General features: G+C 69.6%; 16 protein-coding genes and 2 pseudogenes. 8 read left to right on the top strand and 10 right to left on the bottom strand.

Translation table 11 applies throughout. From position 1 onward, the window contains the following. Nucleotides 1-155: 155 nt before the first annotated feature. The 6 genes from AB5J54_RS36110 to AB5J54_RS36085 form a co-directional block, all read right to left on the bottom strand. Nucleotides 156-1,220 carry a LacI family DNA-binding transcriptional regulator gene (locus AB5J54_RS36110; protein WP_369148148.1) on the bottom strand — a complete coding sequence of 355 codons (1,065 nt, stop codon included), beginning with the start codon at nucleotides 1,218-1,220 and terminating at the stop codon, nucleotides 156-158. Between the two features lie 78 nt (nucleotides 1,221-1,298). Next, nucleotides 1,299-2,951: a glycoside hydrolase family 36 protein gene (locus AB5J54_RS36105; protein ID WP_369148147.1), complete on the bottom strand. Its 1,653-nt coding sequence runs from the start codon at nucleotides 2,949-2,951 to the stop codon at nucleotides 1,299-1,301. Between the two features lie 325 nt (nucleotides 2,952-3,276). Next, nucleotides 3,277-4,092 (bottom strand): carbohydrate ABC transporter permease, encoded by an 816-nt coding sequence (locus tag AB5J54_RS36100; protein ID WP_369148146.1) that lies wholly within the window; start codon nucleotides 4,090-4,092, stop codon nucleotides 3,277-3,279. Then, a complete protein-coding gene (locus AB5J54_RS36095; RefSeq protein WP_369148145.1) occupies nucleotides 4,089-4,910 on the bottom strand; it encodes a carbohydrate ABC transporter permease in 822 nt (273 codons plus the stop codon). Before AB5J54_RS36095 ends, AB5J54_RS36100 begins: the two co-directional genes overlap by 4 nt. Before the next feature lie 281 nt (nucleotides 4,911-5,191). After that, nucleotides 5,192-6,526 (bottom strand): ABC transporter substrate-binding protein, encoded by a 1,335-nt coding sequence (locus tag AB5J54_RS36090; RefSeq protein WP_369148144.1) that lies wholly within the window; start codon nucleotides 6,524-6,526, stop codon nucleotides 5,192-5,194. Beyond that, nucleotides 6,511-7,833, bottom strand: a complete 1,323-nt coding sequence (locus AB5J54_RS36085; protein ID WP_369148143.1) for an aminotransferase class V-fold PLP-dependent enzyme — start codon at nucleotides 7,831-7,833, stop codon at nucleotides 6,511-6,513. The genes AB5J54_RS36090 and AB5J54_RS36085 overlap by 16 nt, the downstream gene beginning before the upstream one ends. A 566-nt stretch (nucleotides 7,834-8,399) precedes the next feature. Between AB5J54_RS36085 and AB5J54_RS36080 the strand changes: the two are divergent. From AB5J54_RS36080 to AB5J54_RS36060, 5 genes and pseudogenes are all read left to right on the top strand, one after another. Beyond that, a pseudogene (locus AB5J54_RS36080) lies at nucleotides 8,400-8,591 on the top strand (CorA family divalent cation transporter); the annotation flags it as partial. Nucleotides 8,592-8,953: 362 nt separating this feature from the next. Beyond that, a complete protein-coding gene (locus tag AB5J54_RS36075; protein WP_369148142.1) occupies nucleotides 8,954-9,379 on the top strand; it encodes a transposase in 426 nt (141 codons plus the stop codon). Between the two features lie 261 nt (nucleotides 9,380-9,640). Beyond that, nucleotides 9,641-10,615: a transposase gene (locus tag AB5J54_RS36070; protein ID WP_369148141.1), complete on the top strand. Its 975-nt coding sequence runs from the start codon at nucleotides 9,641-9,643 to the stop codon at nucleotides 10,613-10,615. A gap of 72 nt (nucleotides 10,616-10,687) precedes the next feature. Continuing rightward, entirely contained in the window at nucleotides 10,688-11,344 is a 657-nt protein-coding gene (locus tag AB5J54_RS36065; protein WP_369148140.1) for an HAD family hydrolase, read from the top strand. Between the two features lie 28 nt (nucleotides 11,345-11,372). Continuing rightward, entirely contained in the window at nucleotides 11,373-11,540 is a 168-nt protein-coding gene (locus AB5J54_RS36060) for a DUF6461 domain-containing protein (protein ID WP_369148139.1), read from the top strand. Between the two features lie 101 nt (nucleotides 11,541-11,641). Here AB5J54_RS36060 and AB5J54_RS36055 read toward each other — a convergent pair whose 3' ends face one another. Genes AB5J54_RS36055 through AB5J54_RS36045 form a run of 3 tightly spaced genes read right to left on the bottom strand, consistent with a single transcriptional unit; the run spans nucleotide 11,642 to nucleotide 14,201 of the window. Next, nucleotides 11,642-12,550, bottom strand: coding sequence for a hypothetical protein (locus AB5J54_RS36055; protein WP_369148138.1), 909 nt, complete (start codon nucleotides 12,548-12,550; stop codon nucleotides 11,642-11,644). Beyond that, entirely contained in the window at nucleotides 12,547-13,839 is a 1,293-nt protein-coding gene (locus AB5J54_RS36050; protein WP_369148137.1) for a hypothetical protein, read from the bottom strand. Before AB5J54_RS36050 ends, AB5J54_RS36055 begins: the two co-directional genes overlap by 4 nt. After that, entirely contained in the window at nucleotides 13,836-14,201 is a 366-nt protein-coding gene (locus AB5J54_RS36045) for a hypothetical protein (protein WP_369148136.1), read from the bottom strand. Before AB5J54_RS36045 ends, AB5J54_RS36050 begins: the two co-directional genes overlap by 4 nt. A gap of 460 nt (nucleotides 14,202-14,661) precedes the next feature. On the opposite strand from AB5J54_RS36045, the gene AB5J54_RS36040 reads away from it, so the two are divergent. Together AB5J54_RS36040 and AB5J54_RS36035 are read left to right on the top strand one after the other, a co-directional pair. Next, nucleotides 14,662-14,841, top strand: coding sequence for a hypothetical protein (locus AB5J54_RS36040; RefSeq protein ID WP_369148135.1), 180 nt, complete (start codon nucleotides 14,662-14,664; stop codon nucleotides 14,839-14,841). Between the two features lie 123 nt (nucleotides 14,842-14,964). Beyond that, a protein-coding gene (locus AB5J54_RS36035; protein ID WP_369149568.1) for an IS5 family transposase occupies nucleotides 14,965-15,782 on the top strand; the annotation gives its coding sequence in 2 pieces (ribosomal slippage) (nucleotides 14,965-15,307 and nucleotides 15,307-15,782; 819 coding nt in all). 141 nt (nucleotides 15,783-15,923) lie between these two features. Here AB5J54_RS36035 and AB5J54_RS36030 read toward each other — a convergent pair. After that, nucleotides 15,924-16,103 (bottom strand): annotated as a pseudogene (locus AB5J54_RS36030) (pirin family protein); the annotation flags it as partial. A gap of 339 nt (nucleotides 16,104-16,442) precedes the next feature. Between AB5J54_RS36030 and AB5J54_RS36025 the strand changes: the two are divergent. After that, nucleotides 16,443-17,618 carry a helix-turn-helix domain-containing protein gene (locus AB5J54_RS36025; RefSeq protein ID WP_369148134.1) on the top strand — a complete coding sequence of 392 codons (1,176 nt, stop codon included), beginning with the start codon at nucleotides 16,443-16,445 and terminating at the stop codon, nucleotides 17,616-17,618. Nucleotides 17,619-17,639 lie beyond the last annotated feature (21 nt).

Raw genomic sequence — 17,639 nt, 5'->3', positions numbered from 1 at the left:
ACCAGCAGCAATCTGCTCAAGAAACTCCAACTCAGGGCTAAACCAGCCGATAAGGCTGATGTCCCGCCTCATGTAACCGCTCCTACGGCGGGGAAAGTGGCTGGTGTACCGCTTCGTGTACTTGCTTCCCACCTGGTGCTACTTCCTCTGGAACCTCAAGTCCCAGTCTCCAGATGTCCGCGATCAAGGGGAAGCTTCATCGGCGTGCTGTCCCGCATGACCGTCTCCGCCGGGAGCAGGAGTCCGGTCGTCGGTGTGGGGGTGGTGCCCTCGACCACGGTGATCAGGCGGTCGACGAGCGCGTGCGCGATCGTGGCCAGGGGCAGCCGGACGCTGGTGAGAGTGGGCTGGAGCAGGGTGCACAGGGGCATGTCGTTGAAGCCGGTGACGGCGACGTCGGTGCCCACGGTGAGGCCGGCCACTCGGACGGCCTGATATGCGGTCAGGGCGAGCCAGTCGCTCGCGCAGACCAGGGCCGTCGGGCGGGCGGGGCCGACCAGCAGCCGCTGGATCGCCTGGGAGAGCGCGGCCGGGTCGTCTTCGGGGACGCTGACCTCGAAGGCTCCGTCGGGAGCGGCCGCCGCGGCCTGGAGCAGGCCGGCCCTGCGGTCGGCGAGCCAGGGCAGGGACGCTGCGGAGTTGACGTAACAGATCCGGCGGTGCCCCTGGCCGAGCAACGTGTGGACCAGCTGGGCGGTGGCCGCGGCGGAGTCGATGTCGACCCAGTTCTGCGGGCGCCCGGGTGCCGTACGGCCGAAGGCGACGAACGGGAACCCCGCCTCGGTGAGCACGTCGACCCGGGGGTCGTCGTGGACGACGTCGGAGAGGACGAAGCCGTCGATCTGGCGGGCGGCGATCAGTCCGTTGAAGGACTTGGCGACCGCCCCGGAGCCCTGCTGGGGGTCGCAGCGGAACAGCAGGACACGGTGGCCCACGGCGTCGGCGGCGCTGACGAGCGCCTGGAGGAAGCCGCCCATCAGGGGGTTCGGGTCGGCGGGGTTGTCGGCGGGTGCGGGATAGCCGATGACCTTGCGGGTGCCGGTGCGCAGGCTGCGAGCGGACTGGTCCGGCTGGTAGCCGAGCTCCTCGATGGCGGCGGTGACCCTGGCGAGCGTGGTCGCGCGCAGCCGGTGGGGGGCGTTGAGGGCGTTCGAGACGGTCTGGCGGGAAACTCCCGCCGCCCGTGCGACGTCCTCGATGGTCACCTGTTGAGCGGTCATCGTTCCTCTGTGGCTGTGGCTGTGGGCGGTGGGTTGGGGCGGTGTACGGCCGCCCCGACCCACCGTCCGTCGTCCCGTTCAGTCCTCGCGGGTCAGGGTGAGCAGGCCGCCCGTCGGCACGTGCACCGGGTTCACGCCGGCGACGAGGTCGAGGACGGTCTCGGACAGGATCTCACCACGGCAGCCCTGGACGAGGGCGAGGGCCCGTTCGGGCTCGGTGACGCCGATCAGGACGACGGCGTCGCTGTCCGCGTTGGCCACGAGGACGGTCTGCGGGGTGGTCAGCGGCTGTCGGGGCGGCAGGGTGACCGGCAGCGGTGCGTAGCGCGCGATCACCGTCGTACGGGCGTCGTGGGCGCGGACCAGCGGGTAGCCGAGGTCGGGGCGCTCGGGTTCCAGGGCGCCTTGCTGGAGGACGTCGGCGTGGCGGCGGAAGACGTCCAGCCAGAAGCGTAGGGTCGACAGCTGGTCCTCGGTCTGGGCGCCGAGGTCCACGGAGATCTGCGGGACCGAGAACAGGGCGTTGACGAGGTGGACGGCCACCGCTTCCGGTGTCTCGGCGGAGTGCCACATGATCATGTCGGCGTGGACGGCGAGCGGGCCCGCGGTGAGGCGGCAGTCGACGGTGCGCTGGCGGTTCTCGGCGGGGCTGAGCGGGCAGTCGGTGGCGCGGACCATGGTGGCGTACGGCCAGAGGCCGGGGCTGACGTACGGCTGGCGGTGCTCGATGATCACGTCGGGCCGGGTACGGCGCAGCCGGGCGTCGAGGTCGGCGACGAGCCGCCGTACGCCGTCGTGGACCTCGGCGTGGTCGGCGCCGGCCGGTGCGGGCGGGGGGCAGGTGACGGCGAAGCGGTCGATGAAGTCGATCTTCACGCCGTCCATCCCCCACTCCTCGACGGCGCGGGAGACCTTGTCGATCAGGTAGGCGCGCACCTCCGGGTGGCGGGGGTCGAGCACGGCCGCGTCCAGGTGGGGCTCCTCCCGCAGGATCAGGCCCTTGAAGCGGTCCCAGGCGTCGTTGTGACGGCCGATGAACGGCAGCGCGTACCAGAGGAGGTAGGAGAGGCCGAGGCGGTGGACCTCGGCGACGTGGGCGGCGAGGTCGGGGAAGGCCTTCGGGTTGGGATCCCAGTCGCCGCAGTGGCCGTAGCCGCGCGTACGGTCGGAGGTCTGCCAGCCGTCGTCGACGATGATGCTCTCGCAGCCGATGGCCGCGGCCAGGGCCGCCTGGCGTTCGACGGTGGCGGTGTCGACGTTCTGGTGGAGGCTGTACCAGGTGGAATAGGCGGGCATCCGTGCGGCGGGGGCGATGCCGGGGTGGTCCGCGGCCTCCTCGGCCCACCAGTCGGCGACGGCCCGGACGGTGGTGGCGAAGTGCCGGCCGGTGAGATCGATCCGTACGCGCAACGGCGTACCGGCAGGGGTGAGTTCCTGCTCGACGGTGAAGGCGAACTCGCCGCTCTCCTCCACCACACCGGCGCCGACGCGCACGGGCGCGGCCGTCTCGCCCGCCGCGGCGGTGCACAGGGCGCGGTCGTCGGTGCCGACGAGGCTGGCGACGGGGGCACCCAGGGCGAGGGAGACCGTTCGCGGGGCGATCCAGGAGGGCGGGAGCCAGCGGCTGGCGTTGGTGTCGGGGGTCCAGTAGGCGGTGGCTCCGACGCAGGGGACGCGCCATTCCGCGCGGACGGTGACCGCCTCCGCCGCCCGGACCTCGATCAGGGCCACGCCGTCGGTGACCTGGGTGACGGTCGACTGCCACTGGTCGCTGCCGAGGGCGGTGAGGTGGACGGTGAGCGGGGTGCGGTGGAGTGGAGTGAGTAGGGGGGTGGGGGGGGGCGGTGGACGACGGTTGGAGGGGCGGCGGGGGTGGCGGGAGTGCCAGTGGTGGCCGAGCTGCCTCCGGAGTTGGGGCGCCAGGCGGGGACGGGCTGCTCGGTGGGCGTGTGCGGGGCGCGCGTGTCCGAGGCGATGGCGGCGGGCGCGTTCGGGGCGGTGGCGTCCGGGGTGGTGGCGTCAGGTCCGGTCGGGTCCGGTGCGGTGGTCACGGGAGTCACTCCTTGGTCGCCCCGGCCAGGAGGCCGGAGATGAACTGGCGTTGCAGGACGAGGAAGAGGCCCATCACGGGGAGCGCGGCGATGGCGCTGGCCAGCAGGAGCTGCGCGTAGTTCGTGGTCGAGAGGCCCTGGAGGGTCGCCGTGGCCACCGGGAGCGTGTACATCTCCGGGCTGCGCAGCGCGATCAGCGGCCAGACGAACTGGTTCCAGCCGCCGAGGAAGACGAACAGGGCCAGGGCAGCGATGATCGGGCGGTTGACCGGGACGACGATCCGCCACAGCACCCGCAGTTCGCCGGCGCCGTCGACGCGGGCGGCGTCGAGGAGTTCGTCGGGCATGGAGCGCAGTGCCTGCCGCATCAGGAAGATGCCGAACGGGGTGACGAGACCGGGCAGGATGATGGACTGGTAGGTGTCGATCAGGCCCAGTTCCATCATCATCTGGAAGATCGGGATGAGCATCACCGTGTCGGGGATGACCAGGGTGCTGAGCAGCAGGACGAAGAACAGGTTGCGCCCGCGGAAGTCGAACTTGGCGAAGGCGTAGCCGGCGAGGACCGAGACGACGACGGCCCCGACGGTCTGGACGCCGGCCACCACGAAGGTGTTGAGCAGGACGCGGGCGAGGCCGACGGAGTCCTGGAGCCCCTGGAGGTTGTCGAGGAGGTGGCCGCCCGGCACCAGCTTCGGCGGCCAGGAGAACACGTCCTTGTCGTCCTGGGTGGCGGCGATCGCGAGCCAGTAGAACGGGCCGACGCAGAGCCCGAAGGCGCCCGCGAGCAGAACGGTGAGGAGGGGGCCGCGCATCTTCATCGGCGCTCTCCCATCAGGCGGACCTGCAGGATCCCGAGGACGGAGACGATCAGCGCGAGTGCGTAGGCGAGGGCCGAGGCGTAGCCGAAGTCGAAGTACTTGAAGCCGTTGTTGTAGAGGTACATGGTGACCGTGAGGGTGGAGTTGTCGGGGCCGCCGCCGGTCAGGACGTACGGCTCGTCGAAGAGCTGCAGGGTGCCGATCGTGGAGAGCACGACAGTGAGGAGCAGGATCGGCCGCATCTGGGGCAGCGTGATGGCGAAGAAGCGGCGGACGGGGCCCGCGCCGTCGACCATGGCCGCTTCGTACAACTCCTTGGGGATTCCCTGGAGTGCGGCGAGGTACATCACCGCGTTGTAGCCGGTGTAGTGCCAGGTGATGACGAGGACGACGCCGACGCGGGCCCAGAAGGGGGTGCCGAGCCAGTTCACCGGGTCGACGCCGACGAGCGAGAGCACCCAGTTCATGAGGCCGGCGTCGCGGTTGAGGATCACGGAGAACATCACGCCCGCCGCGACCAGGCCGGTCAGGGACGGGACGAAGACGCCGAGCCGCCAGAGGGGCCGCAACCACACCTTGGTGGAGTTGAGGCCGAGCGCGACGAGCAGGGCGAGGCCCAGCATCAGCGGCACCTGGACGACCAGGATGAGCGCCGTGTTCTGGAGCGCGGTCCAGAACAGCGGATCGGCCACGAGCCGAAGGTAGTTGGCGAGTCCGGAGAACTGGGTGGCATCGCCGTTGCCGGTGGTGAGGCTGATCCAGAACGACGCGGCGATGGGGTACGCCTTGAAGACGGCGAAGCCCAGGACGGCGGGCATGATCAGGAAGTACGGGAAGGATCTCCGGGTCAGTAGTCCGCGGCGGGCGGGGCCGGCGCTCGGGCGGCGGGCGGGGTAGGCGGCCGCTTCGCTGCTGGGCGTCGCCTCTTTACGGGAAGTCGCGCTGGTACGGGAAGGCGCCCCGTCGCGGGAGGTCGCGCTGTCGCGGGCGGCGTCGTCACGAACGCTTGCGGGGCCCGAGGGGCCGGTGCCGGCACCGGCCCCTCCGGTGGCCGCGGCCCCGCTGTCGGGAGCTCGGTCGGGAGGTGCGAGGGACATGGTCAGGCCGCCTGCTGCCGGCCGGTCTGCTGGGCGAGCTGCTTCGCCGCGGCCTTCAGCGCCTCGGCGGGGTCGGCACCCTTGACGAGGACTTGGCTCTGGGCGTCGCTCGCGAGCTTCAGGGCACGGCTGTAGTCGCCGGTGAAGTTGGTCGCGTCCGACCCGGAGGCGAGCGAGTCGACGAAGGAACGCAGCACCTTCTGGCCGCCGTAGAAGGGGTTCGGCGCGCTGAACTTCGGGTCCTCGTAAGCCGCCTTGAGGGCGGGGAAGACGCCGCCGGAGGCGAACATGCGGTTGATCTCGGCCGGCTTGGTGAGGGCGTACTCGATGAAGCGCCAGGCGGCCTTGCGGCGCGGGCTCGTCGCGGAGACGGTCAGGTAGGTCGAGTTCACGATGACGCTGCGCTTGCCGCCGGGCACGGCGGCGGGCGGCTGCATGACACGCCACTTCCCGCTCTGCGCCGGGAACTTGGTGGCCAGGTACTCGATGGCCCAGGCCGGGTACGGGGCGGTGGCGAGCTTCCCCTGGCTGAGCAGGCGCTTCCCGGTGCCCGTGCCGGCGGTGTCGGCCATGAGGCCGGCGTCGTTGATCCGCTTGATGACGGTGAGGGCCTGGATCGCCTCCGGGGAGGCGAGCGTGACCTTGCCCTCGTGGTCGAAGTAGAAGGCGCCCTGGAGCTGCATCAGATTCTGGAAGAAGTCCATGTCCTGGGTGGTGCCGGGCTTGTCGAGGCCGATCAGCTGCGCGCCGGTGGCGGCTCGGATCTTCGGTCCTGCGGCGATCAGGTCGTCCCAGCTGGTGATCGAGGCGGGGTCGACGTCGGCCTTCTCGAAGTAGTCGCTCCGGTAGAAGAGCCCGAGGGGGTTGACCTCCCAGGGCAGGGCGTGGACCGCTCTGTCCTTGCCTATGACGGTCGGCCACAGGCCCTCGACGAAGGCGTCCTTGTGCTTGTCGGCGCCGAGCCTCGACAGGTCGGCGAGGCCCTGGGGGAACTTCTCCATGTAGCCGGGCAGGTAGTCGACGCCGATGTGGAGGACGTCGCCGAGGCCCTTCCCGCCCGCGGCGAGACCGACGGTGATCTTGTCCCAGATGGCGGGGTTGCCGAGATCCTGGACGTCGACCTTGATGCCGGGGTTGTCGCGCTCGAAGGACGGGACGACTCCGCGCAGGGCCTCGGCCGCGGTGGTCCAGCTCCAGACCGTGATGGGACCGCTGTCGCCGTCGGCACCTGCGGAGCCGGCGCCCGAACCGCCGCCTCCGCAGGCGGTCAGGCCGAGCCCGGCGGCGGAGGCGGTGGCGAGGTGGAGGATCTGGCGGCGGCTCAGGTGGTGGGACATGTCGGCTCCTGGCTACGGGGGGTATGGGCGTGGGTGTCGGGGTTGACGGCTCTGCTCGCGCTGCTGGTACTGCTGGTGCTCGTTGTGCTGGTCCGGAGGTGGCTCGTGCGCCGGGTGAGCGCGTGCAGGGCTTCGGCGAAGAGGTCCACCGCGGAGGGCGGGGTGGAGACGTGCGGCGAGAGCCGGATCCACTCGCCGCGGCGCGTGGTGATCACGCCGGCCGCTTCCAGGACCTGGTGGACGGCGAGGGGGTCGTGACCGGGGAGCCGGAAGGTGCCGATGCCGGCACGGTCCCGCTCCCCCAGTCCGTCCAGCAGGACCTCGGCACCCGCCCGCCGCGCGCGGTCGAGCAACTCGGCGAGGGTGGCCCGGATGCGGGTGCCGGCCGCAGCGGGACCGCCCCGTTCGAGCAGACCGTCGACGGCGGCGCCAATGGCCGCCGCGGCCGGGAAGTCCGGGTTGGTGGCGAGGTGCGCTGCCGCGCCCGACAGTGGCGGTGCTGGGTGCCGCGCCGCGAAGGGGTCCGTGACGCCGGCCCAGCCGCCGAGGCCTGGCCCCAGTCGCTCGGCGCACCGGTCGCGGATCAGCAGGAACGCGGCGCCCCAGCCGGCTCGTAGCCACTTCTGGCCTCCGCTGACGAGGATGTCGGCGGCGTCCACGTCGAGAGGGACGGCCCCAAGACCCTGGATCGCGTCGACGACCAGCAGTCGCTCCGGCCCGAGGATCTCCTTGAGGGCGGCGAGCGGCGCCACATGACCGGTGAGCGAGTCGACTGCACTGACGGTGAGTGCGGTGACGTCGGGGGTGAGGTGCCGGCGCAGCAGGTCGGGCGAGATGTGCCGCGACCCGTCCGGCTCGACGAGACGCACGTCGGGGCCGCCCCGGCCGGCGAAGCGGATCCAGGGGTAGACGTTGGCGGGGAACTCGTCCCGGGGCACGAGCACGGTGCCGGGCCCGCGCAGCGCGGCGGCCACGGTGATCAGGCCGTTGCTGGTGGACGGGGCGAGCGCGATCTCGTGTGGCCTGGCATCGAGGAGCCGGGCCGCCGAGACGCGGGCGGCGTCGCTGCGGGCGAAGAGCCGGTCGAGGTCGGCGGGCCCGGAACGACCGGCCAGCGCGGTCGCGTCGGCGAGCGCGGTGGTCGCCTCCGGGGCGAGCGGACCGACGCGGGCGTAGTCGAGGTAGCCGACGGTCGGACCGCCACCCAGGGCTGCACCGGGGGCCGTTTCGGAGGCCGGTCCCGGGGCCGGTCCGGGGGCGGCCCGCCTGCTGGTCTCCGGCGCCCGCGCAAGAATTTGATCGTTCAAAGTCCATCCCTCAAAGAGCCAGGGGCCTGGGTTCCCTGGGATTTGAAGGTTCACAGTAGAGACGAGAAGACGCCCCGACAAGAGGTCGGGAGGACGCGACCGCTGCGGCCGACGGCCCGAGCAGAGGAGACCGCAGCGATCGCAGAGACAGTGGATCCTGATGATCGTAGAAGGACTGTCCGTGACGCGTTGATTCTGGCGTGAGCGGCTCGGATGGAACAGAGCATGCGGTGGGATTCCACGAGGCTCCGTCCGCCCCTTGAATCCCCCAGGTGTCGGTGGTCTGTTCCTCTCCTGGACCCGGGCCCCCTTCCGCCAACGCCGGCCCCAGGGTGGTCACATTATGTAGTCGGCTTCGCAGGCAAGAACGGCCGCACTGTCAGCAGCTCGACCCTCATAATGCGGCATTTCTTGGGGAGGATCTGGGGGGGAATCAACGCCGCTGGGGAGCGGCTGGGGAGAATCGACCACGCAAAATGACGTCACAGTGAAAGGTCCGGGAATGAGTAAACTCGCAGGTCAGCAAGCCTCACACGGCCATCTGCGCAGATCAGCGCCCCGCGGGCGAGGACTTCTTGAAGATCTCCCCGTGGGCCGCCATCCTCTTAGTTCCCACACTCGCGGGAACTATCTACGGCATGAACTTCGACAGCATGCCGGAGCTGCACTGGACGGGCGGATACCCGTTCGCGATCGGCCTGATGGGGGTTGATTGCACCGGTTTATACGTAATTCTCAAGCGGCGGGACTGGCTCTAGAGAGCAATGAACCGCACTCATGCCGCGCGCACGGTTCACTCCTGCACCCCTCCACAAACCGCCTATTTCGGGCTCTGGGGAGTCCTTGGGGAGAAGTGATGCGGGTAATCTCCTCGCCCCTCCCTGCACAGGCCCTCTGACCTGGCCTTTTTAGGGATCCGGAAGCGCTGGGGAGAATCTGGGGAGAACGGAGCCGTCAGCAGCGCCTCGCACCTAACTTGACTCTGTCGGGGATCTTGGAGTTGCCCGGTGCACCGGAGTGATCGGTGGGCATGCTCGGGGTGTTCCGAGAGCCCATGCAGTTGTCGAGGTGTCCGTTGTCGCTCCGTCCTCGTTCCGGTGAGCAAGTCCCACCTCTGACCGTGCAGATCGCGCGGGCGAGCAACCCGGGTGGTACGGCGGCGATGTGGGTGAGAGACCGCCTGGACGGGCTGTGGTGTGACGAGGACTTCGCCGACTGGTATCCGCGGGACGGGCGTCCGGGTCTCTCTCCCGCCCAGCTGGCCACCGTCTGTGTGCTGCAGTTCGTGCTCGGCATGTCGGACCGGCAGGCCGCCGAGGCGGTCCGCTGCCGCATCGACTTCAAGTACGCCATGGCCATGGAGCTGGATGACCCCGGTTTCCACCACAGCGTGCTGGCCGACTTCCGCAGCCGTCTCACCGAAGACGACCGCGCCGACCGCCTCCTCGACCTCGCGCTGGCCCGCCTGAAGGAAGCCGGTCTGGTGCGCGAGCGCACCACCAGCGCACCGGCTCCACCCACGTCCTGGCCGCGGTCCGCGACCTGACCCCGGCTGGAGACGGTCACCGAGGCGGTCCGCGCCGCACTGGAGGAGGCCGCCGGCACCGCCCCGCACCTGCTGGACGAACTCGTCGACGAGGACTGGGGGCGCCGCTACGGCCGCCCCGTCCGGCTGGGCAAGAACCCCACCAAGCCCAAGACCAGGATCCTCGCCACCGGAAACGACGCCGCCCGGCTCCTGGAACACCTCTACCGGCACGGAGCGGACCGCGCGTCGGGCCCTCGTGTCCAGGCCCTGCGCCAGATCATGGTGCAGAACTACCACCGCGACGCCGCAGGGCACCTGCGCTGGCGCACCGCCGAGACCGAAGACGGACCCGGGCTGCCGCCCTCGTCCCGGGCGATCGTCTCCCCCTACGACACCTCGGCCCGCTATGCCCGCCACGGGCACATCATCAGCTGGAAGGGGTTCTCCGCCCATCTGACGGAGACGTGTGCTCCTGATGGCCCCAACGTGATCACGGACGTGGCCACCACCGCGTCCACCACCCACGACAGCAACGTCCTGCCCGGCATCCACATCCGCCTGCACCGCCGCGGCCTGCTGCCCGACGAGCACCTGGTCGACGCCGGCTACACCTCCCTGCCCCATCTGGAACAAGCCGCACGCGACCACCAGGTCACCATCTCCGGGCCGCTGCGGGGCAACCCCACCCGGCAGCACCGTCGAGGCGAGGGATTCGCCCGGGACGACTTCCACATCGACTACGACCGCCGACAGGTCACCTGCCCCCAGGGACAGGTCAGCCAGGGCCGGCACGACCCCTACCCGACCTCCTCGCCCACCGCGGCCCCGCTGATCGTGGCACGTTTCACCAAGAGCCAGTGCCAGCCCTGCCCAGCCCGCGCACAGTGCACCACCTCCCGCGAAAGCACCCGCACCATCGGCTTTCCCCCGCGAGAACTCCGCGACCTGCAACTCCGTATCCGTGCCGAGCAACAGACACCCGAGTGGAAGACCCGCTACGCGGTCCGCTCCGGAGTGGAAGGAACAGTCAACGAGTTCGCCCACGGCCACGGCATGCGCCACTGCCGCTACCGAGGACAGAGCAAAACCCACGTCCAGCACGTCCTGACCGCCATCGCCATCAACATCGAGCGCCTCAGCGGCCTCCCACCGACCGAGGAAGCACCCTCTCCCCGCCGGCCGACCGCCTTCCAGAACTACCTCGACCAGCGCGAGATTCCCCGGCCAAAGTCCTGGCGCACCCTGGGCACCTGACCTCGACAGCTCCAAGATCCCCGACAGAGTCAAGCTAGCCGCCTGGCTCCCCCACCCCCACATGCTGGCCTGGTGCGGAGTCCCCCTCGTGCAACTGAGAGAGGAGAGGGAGAAGTACTGGTCTTCGACCGGGACGGCGTCCTCCACGACTCGCGTGAGCGGGCCTGGCGCGCCTACCAGACCGCACGGACGGAGATGGGGCTGTGGGAGCTCCCTGACCTCACCGGCCCCCACGAACTACCGCTCATCTACCAGGGCGTGCTGAGCCAGTCGCTTACCCGCTGGATCCCGTACGAGGCAGCCGAGCGGTTCTGGCAGCGGCACGCGCGGTTGACCGACGTCACCGCGGACGAGTCGGCGCACGGCGTCATCCCCGAACTCGCCGACGTCCTCGACGAGCTCGGCCGTGGTCCCGGGTACGGCATCGTCACCGGCAGCCACCGCATCGCGGTCGAGCGCCTGCTGCAGCGGTCCCTCGACGCGAACGCGATGCCAGGTGTGCTGCTCTCGCGGGACGAGGACGGCAGGAAGGAGCTCAAACTCCGGCTCCTGCACCGTCAGCACGGCGCAACCGCGTACGTCGGCGACACCGGCAGCGATGTCCGCCACGCACGTGCCGCCGGCCTTCGGGCCATCGCCATCAGCTACGGATACGCCGATATCGACGACCTGATCGCGGCTGGCCCTGACTTCGTACTTCACACCCCCGCCGGCCTCGACGCCTGGTGACGATCCCAGCTCACCGTCGGCACCACCGGTGCAGCACCGTCGCCTTGGCGTACCTGGTGAACGCGCTGCGGACGCGGAGACGGACCTGCCCTCGCCGGCGGCGTTCGCTCTGGCCGAGTACCTGACCGGCGTCGCCGTCGCTCCCGCGCTGCTCCAGGACACGACGTTCACCTGCGCCACCGTGAAGATTCGCTGACCGCTTCCCGGTCCGTGGCGGCAGGCCCGGAACGCGATTCCCGTCGCGCACCGGGCCTGCACCGTTGCCGTAAAGGCAAGGTCAGATCGGCCTGCACGAGGTCAGGCCTGCCTCCACGGCGTGGGATCCGGGCGGCGATGCCACCACCAGCCGACCGAGGTCTGTTCAGTCGCCCCGGTCAGCTCCCTGCGAAGGCTCCCCGACGCGTCTTCAGCTGTTGCCGCAGCAAACCGGCTGTCCAGTTCCTCCAGAGCCTTGTCAAGCAGCTCGGTGACCTCACGAGGCAGCCGGGCACCGATGCCAGCAAGCTCGTCGCGGGCTTCCAACCGTTCTCGATAGAGGTCGGCCGGATACCACCCTGATGGCGCCCACCCGGATTCCAGCTGCCTGATGACTCGCTCCCATACGACCAGGTTGTCCTTGGCGGACCAGACGGGACTGCCCGTGTCGTCGTCCCAGGCAAGCCGCGCCAGGCCCGAGGCTGCTTCCCGCACCTGCTCAACCGATGCCGCAAAGGCCTCGGCCACCGGAGTGTCCGGCTTTTGTTCCCGCACGATCTCGGCAAACCTCGTCACGATCGCCCGGGGCAGCTGCGGCACCGGCGCCTCGACGGCGGTGACCTCGTAGAGAGGGGGCTCGTCGTCGGAGAGTTCGAGCCGGACACGCGTGAGAAGGCCGTCCGGCGTCACTGCCCAATAGGCGCTCGGGATTGCTTCGGCTGCGGGGTACAGGACGGTCGTCGTGGCCGCCTTCGCAAACGCCGCGGCGAGCTCGGACTCGAGCGGCTGATCAGCCGCTTCGCCCTGGACGTAGATGTCCAGCGACCACGCGACATCACCGTGGACTGCGCGGTGTTCGCACGAGACGGGCGCATCCCAGTTCCGCAGGTCGGGGTCGCCGTCGGGATCGGCCACATCCACGTCACCGACCGCGATACCAAGGCTTCCGGCAAGTGCGACGCCCATGGCCTCGGGGCTGACGGCGCCGACGGTAAGGAGGTTGTATGTCACGGATACGTCCCGTTGTAGATGGCCAGGGCTTTCTCGACGATGCCTGGGTTGTTGGTGAAACGCGGGTTCCTGGTCAGCTGCGGTGCGGCGCTGATGTCCCCCTTCGCCTTGGCTACCTGCTGCAGGGCTGCGTACTCGTTTCTGTCGAGCTTCACGATGCCTGGACCGGAGTCGGGATAGACCCTTCCTGAGTCTTCTACACCATAGGTCCGCCCGTTCACCTCATAGCGGTCGAGTTCCTTGACGTACGTCCCCTTACCGCTGGCGAGGTCGGCTATGTCCTGGGAAACAGATTCCTGGTGGCCCCGCAGGATGACACTGTTGTTCTCTTTCACCTCACCACTGGCCGACCCCGAAACGGTGTGGCGCGCGTGGGGCGGTTTGAGCTCCTTGCCTGCGGCCGGCCCCTTCAACTCGCTCGATGCCGGCCAGGGACCTCGCCCAGGCCCCGAGCCTGCGCCGGAGGGTGCCCCCGTTCGAAAGGTGTAGGGGTCGCCGGCCGGGAGTCCGTCGGGCAGCCCGGCAAACGAGGTACGGGGTCCACCCATACCACTCGCCAGGCCCGGAAACAGCCCAGCAAACCCGCCGCCTTCCTGGGCAAGCTGAAACGCCCTTCCGGCGCCGCCGAGGGCTCCGCCGGTAAGGGCTCCATAGAATCCGGCGTCCCGGGCCTCGTCCAGGTTGAGGCCACCGGTCTGAACGCCCGCAGCGATTTTGAGCGGCTGGGCGACAGCAAGGTCGACGGTGACGGATTCGATGCCCGCGATGGCTGCGGTCGCGAAGACGGTGCCGGCGATGGTGGCGACCTCTGTCGTCAGAGCTACTCCCACGGTCGCGGCCAGCTCGACGATGGTGGCAGTGGCTGCCGCCGCGGCGACCTCGGTGGCGCCGAGGGTGAAGAACGCCAGGGCCGTACCGGCCACGATGACCGCGCCGGCGATCTCCAGCTCATGGTCGAGTTTCTTCTTCGCGCCGGCCACAGCGTCGGCGTACTTGTCGATCCCGTCCGCCAGCGAGCGGGGGCCATCGACGAGGTCCTGCAGCCACCCCTTCTTGTCGTGGTAGTAGCGGGCCCAGAAGGGGTCAGCGAACGCGGAGATCGCCTCGCCGGAGTTGTTGTGAATCAGCGTCTGCGCCGCCTTGTTGGCAGCTGTCGCTATGCCCTCCATGTCGTCGGCGAACGTGCGCCAGGCGTTCGCGATGTCGCGCAGTTTGCCGACGTTGCCCGCGGGCCACTCGATTCCGGTGACGTCAGTGACGATCTCCCGGACTTCGTCACCGGCACTCACTCCTGGCGCCCCGAGCCGTCGGGGCCTCCATGGGCCGCGGGCACGGCCTTGCGGAACATCGCCTCGATCAGAGCTTCGTTCTCTATGTGCCCGTCCGCCATGTCGGTCATCGCCGTGTGGATGCTCGCCAAGCCCTCCTTGATGATGCCTGCGGAGTGCTGGATCCGTTCGACGATCGGCCCGTACGTGTCGTGGAACTGCTGTCCCGGTTCATCGTCCCCCCAGGCCGCCCCAGCTTTCGCCAGCGACGCGCGAAGCGCGCCCAGAGCCGTTCCGAGCGCCACGCTCTGGTCGTGGAACGTTGGCGCTGTCGCCTTCAGGTCAGCCGTCTTGATCTCAAGAATCTTGCCCTTGTCGCCCACTCGTGCCCCCTCCCGTTGCACTCGCGGCCGTATAACCCTAACTACGGCCGAGTGTTCACAACTGCAGAGGACGCAAAGAAAAAGCAAAGGTCAACTCGCACTGTCCGAGGCAAGGACGGGGACTGCAAATCGTTCAACTCTGGCCCATAGCGGGTGGCGACGCTGGGTGCTCATCCCGCCAGGATCGCGTTCTCCCGCCGCGTCCACCGCTCCTTCGACCGGCTGACCACCGCCCTCGACCCGCACCACTGCGGCCGGCGACGCCGGCGATCGGCGGAAGAGGCTGCGATCGTGGCCGCTTCCTGGGAGGACCCGATTGCCGAGCACAAGCGGCGGCGGGAGCTGCTGCAGGAGATCAGTGACCGTCTGGTGCTGATCACTATCCGCCTCGCCCACCGTCAGAGGCCTGTTCAAGGGCCATGGCGCCCTCCTCGTCGACGGATCCCTCTCCTGCCCCGTCGTGTCGGCCCATGCGGCCACCGGGCTCGACGAGAAAGCCGTACGCGGCTTGGACGACAGCGGCGAGTTCCGCAACCTGATCGCCAGCCGGGAACCGCACTTCCTCAAGCTCAAAGAGCCCGCGGACGAGCGGGGCGCGATCAGGCTCCAGCGCCCGGTCGGCGAGCCCTCGCCGCCGTGACGTGTCTCCGCCCCCACCAGGCCCACCGCGTCCCGGTGCCCCGCGGCCGTTGTGGACCTCGTCAACAGGCAGGCCACCGCTTTAGGCCGTGTCCTATGTGGTGAGGCAGTCGTTGGGCTGCTCATGGGGCGGGGTACGTGGAGTTGGATTGTTCCGGACGGGTTGTGGGAGATCGCGGAGCCGCTGATCCCGCCGTCCAGGGTGCGGCCGCAGGGCGGTGGGACGCAGGACACCCCTGATGAGACACTGTTCGCCGCGATCGTCTACGTGCTGGTGTCCGGATGCGCCTGGCGTGCTTTGCCGCCGTGCTTCGGGATATCGAAGTCGACGGCCCATCGCCGGTTCCTGACCTGGTCGCGGGCCGGTGTGTGGGGCCGGCTGCACGAGGAGATCCTGCACCGGCTCGACGACGCCGGCCTGCTCGACCTGTCCCGAGCGGTCCTCGACTCCGCCCATGTGAGGGCGAAAAAGGGGGTGAACTCACCGGTCCGAGCCCCGTGGACCGGGGCAAGGCGGGTTCCAAGATGCACGTCCTGTCGGACGCGAACGGACTGCCCCTCACTGTCGGCGTCTCGGCCGCCAACACCCATGACAGCCAAGGGCTGAAGCCCATGATCATGGGTCTCCAAACGAAACACGACCCCTATCGAGGCCGGAATTTCAAGCCCCAGCGCCTGCATGCCGACAAGGCCTACGACATACCTGAGCTGCGGAAATGGCTCCGCGGGAAACGTATCGGCGTCCGCATCGCCCGCAAGGGCATCGAGTCCAGTGAACGACTCGGGCGTCGCAGGTGGGTGATCGAGCGGACGATGTCCTGGCTGACCGGTTACCGCCGGCTCAACCACCGCTACGAACGACACCCCCGCAACTACCTGGCCTTCCTCGGCCTCGCCACAGCGATCTGCTGCTACAAGCGGCTCGTCCACCTCACCACATAGGACACGGCCTAAAAGTGCACCCGCCGACTGCGCGACTGTGGGAGGGGCTGCGATGCGCCCCCTCCCACAGTCGCGGCGACAGCCACAGGCGCAGCCGGGCGCCTCTCGTCCCTCCATCGGCTCGGCAGAGAAAACCTCAGGTCAGCGGTGCGCGGGGTTCCCGCGCGGAGCGATGCGGGCGTGCGGGAGGGCGGGGGCGGGGAGGCGGGCGCCCGGGTAGCCGTCGACCTCGCCGAAGCGGTCGGAGGCCTTCTCCCACTCCTCGCGGGCTTCGGCGATCTCCTCGTCCGTGCGGCCCACGAAGTTCCACCACAACCCGAGCGGGCATCGCATCACCCCAGGTCAAGCACCCTATCTCCAAGCAAGGGTCAGCAAAAGGTCAGCATCGGAGCCTGGAGAGTCCGCAGACGTCCGGCCTGCGCGTGAGGGGGTGCGGTCATCCGTCGATCCCGGCCGGAGAGATCGGCTGGGCGCGTGCCGATCCAAGCTTGCCACCGGAGGACGACCCGGACCCGTACGCGCTCCGTCCAGCGGGCCTGACACACCTCGGTAACATCGGCCCGGGCCCTGGCCGAGGATGCCCCTGCCGGTGCCGTCCGACGCTATATTGCGAGGGTGGATTCCGGATGGCCGCGACCGAGCCGACGTACTGCCGAACTGATGCGGGACGTCGCCGAGTCCCTCCTGGCTTCGACCAGCGTGGCGGTCGACGGGGTCGTGGCCGCCGCCCACCGGGAGGCCGAGTACCGCGCCCTGTTGGACGACCCGCAGTTCGCGGCGGCCGACCGTCACATGGGTAAGGCATATTTCAGGCATTGGCTGTCGGCCACCCTGCATGACCCCGGTATGCGGGTCGGGCCGTGTGTCGACCCCGAGGTTCTGCAGTTCGCACGCGACCTGGTGCGACGCGGCCTGGACACGCACGACCTCGGTTCGTGGCGGGGCGCCCAGCACGGGGCGTGGGAGCTGTGGGTCGATGCCTGTTTCGCCGCGACCACCGTCGTCGACGAGCTCCGTGACGTGATGAAGGTGTCCGAGCGGTCGATGGCGACCTTCGTCGACGACTCGATCGCGGCGCTCGACGAGTACGCCGAGAAGGAACGGGCCGACCTCGCGCGGGGCGCCAGCGCCGAGCGGCACGCCACCGTCCAACTCTTGCTCGAAGGTGCGCCGATCGGCCGGGCGCTGGCCGAATCGCGGCTCGGGTACGCGCTGGCGGGCAGTCACCTCGCCGCGATCATCTGGAGCGACTCCGCCGACGAGGCCGCGGGACTCGACGCGACCGCCGAGGCGGTGATGAGGATGTGCGGAGCCTCCTGCAGACTCACCCTGAACGCGAGCACGACCGCGCTGTGGGTGTGGGTCCCGGCGGACAAGGTCCCGCCGGCCGAGACGGCGGTGGCCGCCCTGGCCGGCCACCCGGGAACCCACGTCGCGTTCGGACGTTGCGGGCGGGATGTCGACGGTTTCCGCCGGAGTCACCTGGACGCCTCCGCCGCGCAACGACTCCTGGCGCGCATGGGCTCGGCACGCCCGGTCGTCCGGTACGAGGACGTCGCGCTGGTGTCGGTGCTCACGGCCGACATGGCGCAGGCCGATCAGTTCGTGACCGACACGCTGGGCGACCTCGCGACTGCCGACCCGGTGCTGCGGCAGACCGTGCTGACCTACGTCCGAGAGCGATTCAACGGCTCCGCCGCCGCGGAGCGGATGTTCACGCACCGCAACACCATCGAGCGACGGCTGGCCCGCGCCGACCAGCTGCTGCCGGTGCCGCTTGCCGACAACGCCGCGAGCGTGGTCGCAGCACTCATGCTCGTGGAGTTGCGGCACTGAACCCCTCACGTCCGGCGGCGC

The organism is Streptomyces sp. R44, assembly GCF_041053105.1.
Classification (GTDB): domain Bacteria; phylum Actinomycetota; class Actinomycetes; order Streptomycetales; family Streptomycetaceae; genus Streptomyces.
This window is presented reverse-complemented; position numbering and strand designations above follow the sequence as displayed.